This window comes from Flaviramulus multivorans, from assembly GCF_021728415.1.
In the GTDB taxonomy this organism is placed as follows: domain Bacteria; phylum Bacteroidota; class Bacteroidia; order Flavobacteriales; family Flavobacteriaceae; genus Sabulilitoribacter; species Sabulilitoribacter multivorans.
In genome coordinates this window covers 1-16,083 of record NZ_JAKKDV010000007.1, presented here as the reverse complement: position 1 = coordinate 16,083, position 16,083 = coordinate 1, and the positions used below count along the sequence as shown (strand labels likewise).

The 16,083-nt window shown below is 35.4% G+C and carries 4 protein-coding genes; all 4 read right to left on the bottom strand.

Features of this window, described 5'->3' with window-relative positions; genetic code table 11:
- Positions 1 to 49: 49 nt before the first annotated feature.
- Positions 50 to 5,485, bottom strand: coding sequence for an immunoglobulin-like domain-containing protein (locus tag L3X39_RS13370; RefSeq protein WP_237232364.1), 5,436 nt, complete (start codon positions 5,483 to 5,485; stop codon positions 50 to 52).
- A gap of 260 nt (positions 5,486 to 5,745) precedes the next feature.
- Positions 5,746 to 8,934, bottom strand: a complete 3,189-nt coding sequence (locus L3X39_RS13365) for a RemA C-terminal-like gliding motility protein (protein ID WP_237232363.1) — start codon at positions 8,932 to 8,934, stop codon at positions 5,746 to 5,748.
- Between the two features lie 183 nt (positions 8,935 to 9,117).
- On the bottom strand, positions 9,118 to 15,096 hold the full coding sequence (locus L3X39_RS13360; protein ID WP_237232362.1) for a RemA C-terminal-like gliding motility protein: 5,979 nt from the start codon (positions 15,094 to 15,096) through the stop codon (positions 9,118 to 9,120).
- 267 nt (positions 15,097 to 15,363) lie between these two features.
- A partial coding sequence (locus tag L3X39_RS13355) for a MopE-related protein (RefSeq protein ID WP_237232361.1) occupies positions 15,364 to 16,083 on the bottom strand: 720 nt, incomplete at its 5' end.

Sequence of the window (16,083 nt, the reverse complement as noted above, 5' to 3'; positions counted from 1 at the left end):
CCGAGAATATTATTCTCAGGACTTAAATTGATTAAAAGTATATTACTTTCTACTCTTTTATAAACTTCTTGGTCATCACTTCTTCACCATCATTTACTTCTATAAAGTACATGCCAGCTTCTAAATTGCTTACACCTACTTCACCATCTGAATTACCTTTAGTAATTGTTTGACCAATCATATTCATGATTCTATATGAGAATTTTTCAACTCCAAGAATGGTTACATTAAGAATATCGCCTTTCACAGGGTTTGGATACACTCTAAAGTCATCTTCAAATAAATCACTTGTTCCAGGTCTTTCATAAGTTCCTAAGGCAATCAATTTATCATTGTTACCTCTCGCAGCTCCTGAATTTCCAGTAATAGTCACTTGATCGATAAAAATTTGATCATTATTTCCTGAGGCATCACACTGGAATCTGAAACCTGCATTTGCTGCAAAGTTATACTGAGCTGGAGTTAAGGAAACTGACGCATTATAAAACGTATTATTATTTATACCAGAACCACTTACATAAGTAGCAACAGTACTCCAAGTTGATCCATTAAAGAAACGTACCCAGAAGTCTTCGCCATTTTCCATACTGAAAACATAAAAGTAGAAATCTATAACGACTTCAGAGTATGGTGTTACATCAATATTAGATAATGTCATTGATGAAGCAACACCCGAATTATCTCTAATTCTTATTGAGTAACTACCCTCGTATGAGTTAGAGGAAGAAACTCTTGCACAATCGCTACCTCCATCAGTCCAACTATCCCATCCAGTTTCAAAATATCCTTCGTTCAAAACCACAGGACCAGAAGTTGGATCGGTAACAGTAACAGTTCTAGTTTGTTGAGTAGCAGCATTTCCGGCAGCGTCGGTTACATTGTAAGTAACCACGTAAGTGCCTTCAACATTTGTGTTAACCGTATCACCACCTATAACAATATTTACAGAAATATCTCCATCAAAGTTGTCTGTGGCAGTAGCTCCTTGTTCGTTATAAGTATCACCTAAGTCCAAGCTAATACTAGATGCTCCAATCAAACTAATTACTGGAGCTGTAGAGTCTAATGCTACATTAACAGTTCGAGTTACCTGAGTAGCAGCATTTCCTGCGGCGTCACTTACATTATAAGTAATAACGTATGTTCCAACAGTGCTTGTGTTAACCGTATCACCACCAATAACAATATTAGCAGAAATATCGCCGTCAACATTATCTGTTGCTGTAGCACCTTGCTCAGTATAACTATCACCTTGTTCTAGGTTTATAGTTGAGGCGCCATTTAATGTAATAACTGGAGCTGTAGTATCAGGACCACCAAACCCAGTTAAATTCACATTATCAATGGCAATATCTGCTTGCCAAGTACTTCCAACAAACCTATTAAAACGTAATTGTACGCCACCTCCAACATAAGCACTAAGATTGATATTAACGTTTAACCAAGCATTTCCTTGATTACCAGATTGATTCCAAATGCTTACCCAAGAAGCACCATCATCGTCACTTATTTCAAGGTCAATAGTACCCATATCTGCGGCACCAAACATATGATAATCAAAAGTGAAATTTGCAGTGGTTAATCCGCTTAAATCAAAACATGGCGAGTTAATAATTGCTCTTTTGTTAGGATAACCAGTACCATTTCCTGAAGCTTCAACATATATATAATAAGAACCTACCGATCCTGAAGATGGTCCTGTATTGCTAGAAGGGGTTCCAGCAGAATCAACAGTCCAATCTATATCATCAGCGGTTGATTGCGTCCACGCACCTAATGTGTTTTCAAAACTCTCGGTATATGGGAATGACGAAATACCACCTGTACATCCAATTGATGGTTCGGTAACGTTAATTGTTCTTGTAACTTCTGCAGCAGGATTACCAGCAGCATCACTTACATTATATGTTACAATATAGGTTCCTGCAATATTGGTATCAACCGTATCACCACCAATAACAATATTAGCAGAAATATCTCCGTCGAAATCATCTGTAGCAGTTGCTCCAAGTTCTGTATAGGTATCACCAGTTGTAAGGTCAATTACTGATGCTCCAGTAAGCGTAATAACAGGTGCAGTGGTATCTGGAATAACATTGACAGTTCGTACAACTTCTGTAGCAGGATTACCAGCAGCATCACTTACATTATAGGTTACGAAGTAGGTGCCCGCTGTATTGGTATTAACTGCATCTCCACCAATTATAATATTTGCCGAAATATCTCCATCTAAATCATCTGTGGCTGTTGCGCCTAATTCGGTGTAAGCATCTCCTAAATTAACATTTATCGTTGAAGCCCCATTTAACGTAATAACTGGCGCGGTTGTATCTGGAGTTACATTAACAGTTCTAACAACTTCCGTAGCAGGATTGCCTGCTGCGTCGCTCACATTATAAGTAACCAAATACGTTCCAGGAGTATTCGTGTCAACCGTATCACCACCAATAACAATATTAGCCGAAATATCTCCGTCAATATTATCAGTTGCTGTAGCTCCTTCCTCCGTATAAACACCACCAATACTAATATTAATTGTTGATGCTCCATTTAATGAAATTACTGGAGCAGTTGTATCTGGTATTACATTTACAGTTCTTATAACTTCGGTTGCAGGATTACCAGCAGCATCACTTACATTATAAGTTACTACATAAGTTCCGGCGGTATTAGTATCAACGGTATCACCTCCAACAACAATATTTGCAGAGATATCCCCATCGACATCATCAGTGGCAGTTGCTCCTAATTCGTTATAAGTATCTCCAACATTCAAGTCAATACTTGCAGCTCCATTTAAAGTTATAACAGGAGCCGTAATATCTGGACCTGAACCTTGAATAGTAATAGAATAATCTTCTACTTCACCATAAGTAAAGGTTTCACAAGCGGTTGGAATTCCATTATATTTCATAGAAACTCTCATCGTAGTTGTGTTTTCAACTGCCGAAGATGGTACCGTGAAATTACCACTAACGGGTGATGCTGTTGTTGCAGCTTGCGTCCAAACTTGTTCACCTGCATCATCAAAATCACCATCTCTGTTGTAATCAATCCATACTGAATAGGCTTCTTGATATGTACTTCCAGTCCAAGTTGGGGTCACTGTTATTGTATACTGAGTATCTTTATCTAAGGTAGTAGAGATGCCAGTGAAATCGGAATAAAATTGTGCTCCCGAGGCATTATCAATAGTATTTAATTGAACTCTACTTATATATTCATCATTAACATTTGTACTTGCCGAACTACAATAGTTAAGTTGCACATCGGTTGTTGTAAAATTAATGATGCTACTGTAGGCAGAAGTTGAAGTATCAGGACATTTGCTTCTTACTTGAGCTTCATATTGTGTTAATGGACTTAAACCAGATAATGCTTGGGAAACACCACTTACTGAAACTGTTGTCCAAGAACCAGCACCCACTTGTCTGTATTCTAAATCGTAAGATGCACCGGGAACAACATCCCAACTTAAAGTGGCTGAATCTGAGTTAATACTTGAAGCATTTAATCCTGTAGGCGTTGTAGCATTACAAACTACTTGTCCTGCAATTGTAAAATTAGCATTAGAGATGTCGAAGAAAATATGATTAGAACCTTTTACCATGATTCTATTTTGAGTTCCTTGATTATTAGGCACTACAATATCATGAGATCCATCATTTGGTACTCCAGCAGCTAAAGCAATAGGGTATGTATCGCCACCATCTGTAGATAAAAATATGTCCACATTGGCTGCATTTACACCATTTCCTGTAGTGCCTGCTACATCCCAAGTAACCGTTTGAGTAGTACCAGCATTCCAAGTAACATTAGTATTTGGAGCACTTACAACAAAAGGACCAGCGGAACTATTCACAGTAACAATCATATCATCACTATTATTATTACCACCACCTGCAACGTTATCTCTTACTGTTAACCTAAAATTCATGGTTCTAGCAACATTAGGAACAGCTTCCCACTGCCATGACGTAGCTCCTGTTTTCACAGTTTCCAAACGGGGAAAATATCTTTGATTGTTTGTAGTTGGATTGTACGACCTAAAAGCAGGACCTGAAGTGGCATTTGGATTAGGGTTGGTTGTTGAAGAAGAACCATTATTGATTTGCTCCCAGCAGTAGGTTAAAACATCTCCTGAATTAGCATCTGTACCAGTTCCTGTTAAAACAAATGGCGTTCCTCTAGGAATTGTATAATTACTTCCGGCATCGGCCGTTGGTACTGCATTACCTGTAGCTGTATTTGTCTGACAACTAGTGGTTTTTATATAATCAGTAATTTGCTCGATAGAAACCGCATGAAAATAAGGATCACTATTGGATTGTACATCCGTAGCGCCAGTAATACCAGCGTAACCCATAATTGTAGAACCACTTCCTGGCTCCACTTGAACACCAGAACCTTCATTTCCTCCAAAAGTCCATGTGTGATTACCACCAAATTGATGCCCCATTTCATGAGCTACATAATCTACATCAAATGGGTCTCCTTCTGGTACTGTATGTGAGGTCCAACCACTACCTTTTTGATTGTTAACACAAACACATCCAATGCATCCAGCGTTTCCGTTGTTTTGAAGATTTGCAAATAAATGTCCAATATCATAATTAGCTTCACCAATAACACTCGTTAAAGTAGACTGAAGCGCACTATTATAGCCTGATGTAGTATTACCATAAGGATCTGAACTCGTACTTGTATAAATGACATCGTCAGTATTAGCGATAAGGACTAAGTTTACATTAAAATCGCTTTCATATATACCATTTACTCTAGTCATGGTTGTATTTATGGCTGCTAAAGCTAGAGCTTTAGTGCCTCCATGATATTGCGTGTATTCTCCAGTTGCCGAAACCGCTAATCTATAAGTTCTAAGAATGGCATCGTCAGCATTTTTCATCGTTGATGCAGATGACTTATCGGCATTGAGTTTTTTATTTACTTGGTAAGTAACTTCACACTCAAAATCATCATCGGTATTAATTCTTTGAGATCTATCATAAACACGGTAATACCCTAAATCTTCAGTATATGGTTCAATAAAAGTTGCTCGCTTGTTTGGAGAAATTGTCATACTGTGTAACCCTAAAGGAGACACACTAAACCTAATTACCTCTGAAGGATCACTAACACCTTGCCCTACATAGGATCTTATGTTGGGAAATCTAGCTTGTAAATCGGGGTGCATAACAGAAGCTTCTTTAACTCTAAAACTTTCAATTTTGCCCAGAGAATTAGGAAAAGAAATTATAATACCACTTTCGGATTTGTTAGAAAGATTTCGCTTAGGTGCTTTCTGTAGTTCTTGCTTAAGCCCTTCAATATTTAAAGTATAAATATTAGGGTTTTTAATATCTGTTTTACTTGCCTTAATTTTGGCATTTTTAGCAGTAGTTTCCTTTTTCCAAAATGAATTACTTTGGGAAAAAACGAAGGTTACATTTAATAAAATGAGTAAAACGGGTAATAGTTTTTTCATGCGGGTTAGTTTAAGTTAGAATAAATATTTGGACTTCAATTTAAAATATTAATATTGAACAAGAAACATATTTTCTTACAAATTATGAACAAAAATTAATTTTACGGTTTTACCGTAATTTACTTGAAGCGATTACTTACAATTAACTATGGTATGTGGTTTAATTGTATAAACAAAAAAGTCCTGAATGTAAATTCAGGACTTAAGTATTATTAAATACAAAAAGTAGATTTAGATTTTATCAAAGATGAATAATTCAGCTAATTATTGACTAATACTTTTTTAGATATGGTGCCAAATTCGGTTTCAATTTTCAAAATATAATTGCCCGCTTTTATTTGTTCAGCATTATATTTTAAATAACTGTTATTAGTATTTGTTTGAAACTTAAATAGCGATTGCCCAAGGATATTAAACATTTCTACCGATTCTATTAATTTTGAAGTTGGATTATTAATGACGATTCTATTTTTTTCATTTGAAAAATAGGCTTCAATCTGTTTGCTTTGTATTTCTTCACTTTCTAAAGTTTGTCCTTTAGCGAAGGTAATTTCAAAACGATTTAAATATTCGCCGGCTTCAAGATAGGTTTCATATTTATCTTGTTTTAAATCATGATAAACTTCTAATTCTTTATCGTGTAAATAAACCTCAATATTGCTAGGTGTATTTTCCAGTTTATCAATATTAATACTATTATATCCATCATTTTTTGTGTGTATACCTAACGGAATAATGGTTTGTTCATTAATTTCATTAACTCCTTGAATCGTATACTTTTGGTTATCAATTATCCAATATATGTCATCAATTTGAGTATCTATATATTTAGAGTCATAACCCCAATCATATCCCAATGTTGCATTTTCATCTATAGTTACTAACAATTGTCTTCTTAGGGCATTTACGGAACTAAAACCGATTCTTAATTTAGTTCTTGTATCAACACTATTTGCAGTTATATTTTTGTTGCTATTATTTTTTCCTTGTGTAGAATATTCAATATCGCTAATATTAAATACACGTTGACCATTATTGAAGTTGATTATGCCATCGGTTTCAGCAGTTGTATAAAACCCTTGACCAATTGGTATGTATCTCCCAGGGATATCGGCAGGAGCACCGCCAGTTGAGGTTAAATAACTATCAGTGTTTTTTGATGCGGCTGGCACACCTCCAGAAAGTGAAAATGTAGCATAACCGCCCTGGTAATCGCTAGCAACATGAGAACCGCCACCCCAATGTTTCCAGAAGTATAATGTTCCATTACTAGCACCAATTCCAGAAATAGTTGATTTGTTATCTTCAATAAACTTAACAGCATCAAGAGCAGATGGATATGGGTTACCTATTAAATAATCATTTCCTTGGTATACGGTTAAATTAATATCGCCATTGTTTGGTTTTCCTTGAATAGTATAATTCTGTTCATCATTAATGGTTCCTGTTCCAGGACCTTTCATAGTAAAGCCTTCACCAGCCATAATATCACCGGTACTTCTTACTTGTTGCCATGACGAATAATTATCACTTAATCGGTTGTTATATTTCCAAATCCAATAATCAGCAATTGAAACTGGATTAATTGCTCCGTCGTGACCTGTGTTTAAAAAAACGACATCGGTAAAAATGTCTTTTACAGAATAGTTGTTATTATTACTACCGTCACTTGGTCTGCCAACTGGTGATGACCAATAATTATAGGTGTATTTGTCGGCAGTACCTAGTAAATCTTTTTCTAGTATACCAGTACTTGTTACATCTAGCGTACTATTTTCTGTTTGAATTAACTGAGATTTTCCTGCTAAATCTAAGGTTCCATCTAATTTTAAATACCATGAGTTAAACAATCCAGAGTCATTTCTTACTTTTAAAGTACTGCCTGAATCAATAATGAGTCCGATGGTATTTACATCTGTATAGAACTCCAGATTTCCTTTAATTTGAATAATTGAATGTGTTGGAATGTCTTCAGATATATCCCATACATTTCCATGTTCCCAGTTGCTCGGTTCGCTATATACGCCGGTTGATAATGGGGTTGTTACATATGGTAGTGGTGCTGTGTAATCTTGATAGGTCTTCATATTATGAAGCTTCCCATCAGTTTTATTAGCAGAATAATCAGGTGTGAAACCAGTATTTAGAATATCCATTTTATAATAGAGTAATAAGTCGCTCCATTGTAAACCCTCAATATCTTTTGGTATTATAGTACCTCTTACATTTTCGTTATTATTTTCGATTTCTTGATTAATCTGCTGATGTAATTGTTTTATGTTTAAAGCTTTGTTATATACTCTACACTCGTAAATTGAACCTTCAAAATAATCGTTTTCAAACTGTGCATTTCTTCCTATTTCAAAATCCGTGTTTAAACCTAATTCCATTGAATTCATGAGGGTGCTACCTATTAATGCGCTATTGGCATAATTCCAAATGGATTTCCCGTTTATATAAAGCTCAATAGTACCACTATTGCCATCAAATTTCAGAGCCACATGGTACCAAAGTTCTTCTTGTAAAAGGGCTTCTGATAAATCTGGCGAATTAATATCTGCTCCTAAACTGTTCTTGATAGATGCTTTTAATTTTTTTTGTGAGTCAACAAAGAGTCTAAAGTTTGGTTGTCCCATAATTTCCCCGCCATTAAAGCCGTTATCCAACTTAACCCATGACATCATTGTGATTTCTGAGTTGCCATCTAAAAAGGGACTTCGACTTACATAATCATCTACACCATCAAAATCTAAAGTCTGAGGTGTACAAAAACTTAAATTACCTATGCCTGTGGCATGAGGTTGATAATGCTCGCAAGTATCACAATCTTCCCAAACAAAGGATATGCTTTGAATATAATTAGGGCTTGAGAAATTAACCCCAATAATTGAATTGTCTCCAGCAGTTAAGTTTGAAGTTGCATTTACGATTCCTGTAGAGTTATCCGATACATAAGTAGGCAAAGGAGAGTTTGTAAATTCAGGATAAATGGTATTTCCATCTATATCTTTTCCTGTAAATGTATATTTATCGCCATTTGTTTGCCATTTATTAACGTGATGTATATCGAATGATAGCGCATATACTGGTTTACTAAATGTAATTGTACAGGTAATTCCTGTGCCTGAAAATCCGTTGCTTAGTAAATCTATGCCGTTATATAAGTAGCTTGATTGTGTACCAATTTTTGGGGTGTTTCCAGACCAAAAACCTAATGTGCTTGTCTCTCCCGTAAATGTAATTGTAATATCAGTTTCAGAGCCATCTACATTGGTATATGTACTTGATAGTTGTCCTGGAGGCCAATAGTGATCATCACCATTGCTTGTGCTCCAGTTTAAGTTAAAATTTTGTCCACAAGTTGGAGTAGGGTGCAGTTGAGCGTATAATTTTATATTGCAAAAACAAAGAGAGAGCATTAAAATTATGTTAATAGCAATTTTTGTCATAAGTAGGTATTTAGCTTAGGTCTAAATATTAGTTTGTCTTTCTTAATCTTGGTTTTACTAATATAATATATTTTTTATAATAATCGATAAAACGTTTAATAAATGCGATAAAATGTATATTTTAATAATAAAGCCCTAATCTTAATCTAGGGCTTTATTATTTATTTCAATTAATTATTGTTATTAATCAACTAACACTTTCTTGGAAATAGTAATATCATCAGTTGTTACATTAATAATATATACACCAGTATTTATTTGTTTTGTTTTAATCTCTAGATAATTTTCTTTTTTAATGTTACCCGTTTTAAAAACAGATTGCCCTAATACATTCACCATTTCTACGGTTTTAATATTTATTAGTTTAGGATTATTAATAATAATGCTTTCCTTTTCATTTGCATAGTAAACTTGTATATCTACATTGTTAAAATCTTCAGTGCTTAGTGCATTATTTGAAAAAGTGACCTCAAAACGGTTGCTATATTCACCAGGGCTTAATAGCACACTATAATCACTTTCTCTTAGATTGTGATAAGTATTTAGTTCTTTATCGTGCACATAGATGTTTTTATTGTCATCAATGTTCTCTAAATTATCAATTCTTACGGTAGCTAACCCTTCTTTTGATATTTTCATGCTGAAGGGAAGTTTTTGTTCCAAGTTGAAATTATCAATGGCTTGAATGATTAATTTTGAAGCATCTAAATTCCAATACATATCTTCACGATTATCCTCAATTAATAAGGCATCATACCCTAAATCGAAATCATTAGAAGCGTTTTCATCTACACCAGCTAAAAGTTGACGGTGATATCCATCAGGTGAATCAAACATTAATCTTATTTTTTCTCTAGTGTCTTGTTCTTCAGTAATTTTTCCTGTATTCTTTGATTTTCCTTTATTTTTCATAAATACAGAGCCCGTATTTGATCCAGAAACAACTTCTCTTTGAAAAATCCTTTGGCTATTTCTAAATAAAATATTTCCTCCTACTATAGGTTGAGTTAGTCCAGTTAATCCACTATCAGCAATTGCCGAAACGAAGAATCCTTGTCCTACAGCTATATATCGTTCAGGTAGTTTTGTACCAGACGCATAAGTTGCATTAATTCTAGAATCTGTAGAAATTGCCACCGTACCTCCAAGTAAGGTATAAACGGCATAACCACCTTGGTAATCTGCTAAATAATGACTATTGATAGCAAAATGATCCCAGAAATACAATGCACCATTAATAACATTATCGGTATTATTTCCACCGTCAAGTGTACTAATATTATCACGTATAAATTGATCAGCATCTAATGCTGAAGGGTATGGGTTTCCAACTAAATAATCGTTATTTACTGCGAGCGGTAAACTAAAATCACCATTATTTGGCTGACCTTCAAACATATAGTTTTGATCAGATGTAGCAGTTCCAGGACCTTTCATGGTAAACCCTTCACCAGTTAATAAGGATCCAGTACTTCTTACATGCTGCCATAATGAGTAATTATCACCAGGTCTGTTTGCATACTTCCATATCCAATAATCTGCATTAGCAACTGGGGATGATGTTCCATTATAAGCACTTGTTAAGAAGCCTACATTAGTTACAACACTTGGTAAAGTATAGCTTGTATTACTAGTTGTTGACACTGGTGAACACCAATAATTATATAAATATGTATTTGAATAACCTTGTTGGTCTCTCTCTAAAGTACCAGTACTTGTAATATCAAAATCACTTAGGTCTGTTTGTACTAATTGAGATTCACCTTCTAAATCTAAGGTGCCATCAATTTTTAAATAATGTGTAACAGTCAAGCCAATACCAGTACTAGTTGCGGTATCACCATTAACTTGTAAATCACCGCTATTGATAATTAAAGCTTCCACCGAGCAGTCTCTTGTTCTAGCATCAGTAGGGTTATTACCAAGATATACATCATGATCAATTTCAACTATATTCCAATCAATAGGAGTAGTACCGTCAATAATAGACAAAGAGTTTGGTAGATATTGTACTGTATTGTTTAACCAGGTGGCATCTGCATCCCATGAACCCGCTGCTTGCGTCTGATATGGTAGGGGAGCCGTCTGAAAATCAACAGTATCTAAGTTTCTTAATGCACCTTGGTTATTGTTACCTGATAAATCATTTGTATTAGTATATGTGTATACGGACATTGGATAATATCCTGCTAAGTCAGACCAAGGAACAGCACTAATCTCATTATTAGTAATTGTTGTTGGAATAACATCACCGTATTCTAGAGCAAGTGTAATGTCATTTGTAATTTCTTGATTCATTATATATCGCAATTGACCTACCGTCAGGGCTCTATCCCAAACTCGTACTTCATCAATATTTCCTGCAAAATATGCTGTAGTATTAGGATCATAACCATCTGCGGCTGCAATTAAGAATTTTTGTGATGTCGCTATTGGCGCAGGTAAAGAAGAAGCGGATGTATCGGCTACACCATCAATATATAACGTGGCAGTACCGTTGTCATAAATGACGGCTACTTGATGCCATTCATCTGCAGGTATGGCTACAGAAGATGTAATCGTTGCAGCACCACCATTTAAAGTAAACTCCAATCTACCAAGAACATTAATTCTTAAATCATAACCTTCTGTATTTGCAAAGTCTCTTTTTGAAAGAATAGATGCATTTACAGTAGTTAAGTCTCTTTTAATCCAAGCCGACAGTGTAAATTCAGTTGTATTTAAATCTAAATTGTCTTCAACATCTATATAATCAACGACACCATCAAAATAAACAGAACGTTCTGCTATTACTTGTGGGGCATATCCAAATGTTATGTATTTAGTAGCATTAAAATTATAGTCAGTTTCTAAATTTCCACTACCGTCAGGAGTTAGTACTCTATAATCGGCAGTAGGGTCAAATACACCTGTATCAGAAATAAACATTAAGTAACTACCCGGAGGCGTAATGTTTCTAATAGCACTTTGTGGTATCCTAACTTTACATGAAGGTACATCTCCACCAGTTTCAACTACTTTCCAAACACGTTGCATACCAATAAAGCTTACTGGGGTACTAAGACCACCAATACCAGCACTCATATCTACGTTAATAGTTGCAGCTGCCAAGTTTAAATCTGCTCCATTGTTCCCCCATACAAGGAATTCTTTATCGTTAAACGCTGTAGGGTTGCTTGAAACATTATCACTATTGGTGTCATAGATATCGCTAAGACCTATAGTTAAAATACCTTCAATAGGTCCCGAACCATCCGTAGCATCATTAACACTACTTGATTGTTTTTGATTTAGCTCTGAAATGTCATCACGACCAATACCTGCAATATCGTGGTTATAGCCAACATTTGCTGATTGATCCCAAATTACGGTACCATCAGAGTTTACATAATCTTTTGTAGTACCATTAGAGTCTGGTGCTAGGGTGATACCATATTTTATTCCTAAATAAGATTGAATCCTATTTCTTGCAGCTGTATCATTAGCATCATTGTTTGTTGCTGAATATGTAATGATTTCTGCTATTCGACCATTAAAACTACCTCCCCAATATTGACTTCTACCTATAAAATATCTTTTATCATTCACTGATGAAAAGTCAGGAGCATCATTTTCAAGATCATCTATTCTTATAGAATTCAGATGTATTTCTTCTCCTGTATCAGTGGCATTGTGTCTAAGGTTTAAAATGCCTATTTGGTTAAAGTTTGTGCCAGCACTAGTATCGGCTGAACCATACCCTGGGTAAGGTCCTGATCCAGTTGTTCCACCAATACAATAGGCTAGATACTCACCAGATAAACGAGCCGTATATCCACCGTATCCGAATCCTGTTACATCCTCTGTAAATGAAGTTGTAGTTGGGTCGGTATCGTCTCCCGTAAATGTATCCATTGGTATCATTCCAGTTGTGACGGTAATATCAGGTATAATTACTACGAACATGTCGTTACTATTAAACCCGCTGGTTCCTTTAAGCACATCTCTATCTGTTAACAAATAGGTCATATCGCCTGGAGCCGTATTATTATCGTTGTCAAATTCAATTACAGGATTAAAATTGAAGTTATCAGTTGTATTATTTCTATAAGCAGGTGCTTGAGCGGTAATCGTAGCCTCGGCATGATTACCCTTACCAGTATCGAACCACTGAGAAATGGCGGTACCATCTGCAACTACATTTGAGCCATCAACTTTATCAGCTTTTAGCCATAAATCTAAATTAGTTGTTATACCACCAGGACCAGTAACAGGTGTACAATATTGCGTTCCAGTGATAGTTACTAGGTCAATATAAATTAGGTCTGAAGTGCTATCAGCATTGCTTCTTATTCTAAATTGCGATGTTGCTCCAGCAGGGAATGAAAAATCAGCATCTAATAATGTTGAGGTTTTAGCATAGAAAATACTTGAAGTATCACTAAATAAAAAGTCTCCAGATTTACTGCCTGATGACGTGTTACCACAATGATAGGTGCTTACTGTAGTCCATGTACTTCCACTATTACTACTGTATTCAATATAAAACTCTTCATTATCATCATAATGATAAGCTGAAAAGAAAAATTTAATATCAACTTTGTCATAAGTTCCTAAATCAAATAACGGAGATAAAACGGAGGAGTTATTACCAGCACCATCTTGATTTCTAATTTCTAAACTATAGCTATTAGAATATGATCTAGTAGCATTATTTATTCTTTGTGCATCGGCACCACCGTCTGTCCAACCATCTAAACCTGTTTCAAAGTCGGCGGTATTTAAAACAGTAACGCCACATGGTGGAGGCGTGTAACCTGTACCTTGAATACTGAACGTATAACTACTTTCATCAGCATCATTGTTAGCAATTGTTAAAGTAGCGGTTCTTAAACCATCAGCACTTGGGTCAAAAGTGATAACAAATGTTGTACTACTACTGGCGCCAATCGTATTACTAGGAATAGTTGTTACAGTAAAATCAGCAGCATTAGTTCCTGAAATAGCAACATAAGGAGAGCTACCTGTTAAGGATAAATTTAATAAAGTACCTAAGTTTTCAATAACAAAAGTATTTGCAGCAGTACCAGAGGCCGTAATTACATTCCCAAAATCGGTATTATCTGTACTAGTTGGGGTAACATCACCACTAACAATAGTGTTTCCTAATCCCGTTACATTTATTTCTTGTGCAGAACTTGTACCGTTGCCCTGAATACTAAATGTATAGGGGTTTTCGTTAGAATCATCGTTAGCGATAGATACGGTTGCTGTTCTTAATCCAATAGCGCTAGGGTCAAATGTAATTGTAAATGTTGTGCTCCCTGATGCAGCAACTGATGCTGCGGGAGTTGCAGTAACAGTAAAATCACCAGGATGTGCACCACCAATAACAACTCTGGGTGCCCCTGTTAAATTTAATGTTCCAGTACCGGTATTTTGTATTGTAAAAGTATTTGGATTTGTACCAATTGCTACGTCAACATCTCCAAAATCAGTATCATCGCTCACACTAGGGGTTGTATCACCACTTACAATATCTGTTGCATTACCTCTAATATTTATTTCTGGACCAGAAGTTGCTGTCATTGATACATTATCTATAGCAATGTCACTACTCCAACCACTACCACTTGATCCTGAAGTACCACTAAATCTTAATTTGATTGTTTGACCAACATAAGGAGTTAGATTTAGGTTTACCGTGATGTACGGACTAGCTTGCGTTGCTTGTTGTGATCCACTTAATGTCCATAAATTTGTAGGATATGTAGAACCATTGTCTGTACTTAAATCTACATTTAATGTACCAACATCTGCACCAAACATATGATAGTTAAATGTAAATTGTGCAGTAGACACACTAGTTAAGTTAAAACATGGACTTTCTAGGTTAGCAGTTAATGTGGGAAAGTTAGGATTAGAAGCTTCGATATACATATACCATGTATCGCCATTACCACTTGTAGGACCAGTTCCCGTTGAAGGGGTTCCCCCAGAATCTCTAGTCCAATTAAAATTGTCGCCTGTATCTTGAGTCCATCCACCTACACCAGTTTCAAAATTTTGGCTATATGGAAATGTACTTATGGTTGTTCCACATGTTTGTGAATTGCCATTGAATGAGAGTAATACACCTACTATAAGTATACTAGCCCTTATTAAAAAAGTAATTTTTTTCATAAGAGGTTAAATTTTAGCTTGGGACTAATTATTTAATGCCAAATGTATGTTAAAACTCTACGAAATGCAAATATAATCGATGAAATACATAATTAAAAACATAAAATGTTGATAATCAGTATTTTGTAATTATTACATTTTTTATTTTATTGAGAAATCGCCTACATATAAATTGTTGAATTCTAAGGACATAATTTTAATCAGCAATAAACAAAGGGTAAAGCTTTTAAGCTTTACCCTTTGTTGGTTTGAATTGGTCAGACTAGATTAAAATTTTATTAACCTCTTTATTACACTAGCACCTGTTTCTTTGTTGGTGATTTTGAATAGGTAAGGCGCTTGTTCTAGTTTATCTAAACCAGTTACATGTATTGAATTATTAATACTTGAATACTGTTTATCTAATACAAGTCTTCCATTTAAATCGAATATTCTAATGTCAAAGTCACTATTATTAAGACTTGAAGGTAACTTTATATTGATAATATTATTAAATGGATTAGGACTAACTAACACATTATTAATATTGAACTCATCAACTTCTAAAGACCCATCCGGTGTTCCTGCGTTACAATCATCGTCAATTCCATTTCCTGGAATTTCTGCAACACCGGGGTTTACGGCATTATTAGTGTCGTCACAATCTGTATTATCTAAAACATAGCCCAAAGGTTGAGTACATTGTGTTAGGCTGGAAGCGTTATCTCCGTAGCCATCACTATCTGTATCAGCATACCACACGGTATTCGGGTTGATGTTAGCATCGGTATCATCACAGTCGTCAATAGTAGGCGCTGTGGTTGAGTATCCACCAGGGTTGGTACACTGTGTAGCGGTTAACTGGCTTCCGAAGAATCCATCGCCATCACTATCTACGCCTAAGTACCACACGGTATTTGGGTTGATGTTAGCATCGGTATCATCACAGTCGTCAATAGTAGGCGCTGTGGTTGAGTATCCACCAGGGTTGGTACACTGAGTAGCGGT

Coding starts and splice junctions, on each gene's coding strand:
- L3X39_RS13365 (WP_237232363.1), bottom strand. CDS start 8,934: ATGACAAAAATTGCTATTAACATAATTTTAATGCTCTCTCTTTGTTTT.
- L3X39_RS13370 (WP_237232364.1), bottom strand. CDS start 5,485: ATGAAAAAACTATTACCCGTTTTACTCATTTTATTAAATGTAACCTTC.
- L3X39_RS13360 (WP_237232362.1), bottom strand. CDS start 15,096: ATGAAAAAAATTACTTTTTTAATAAGGGCTAGTATACTTATAGTAGGT.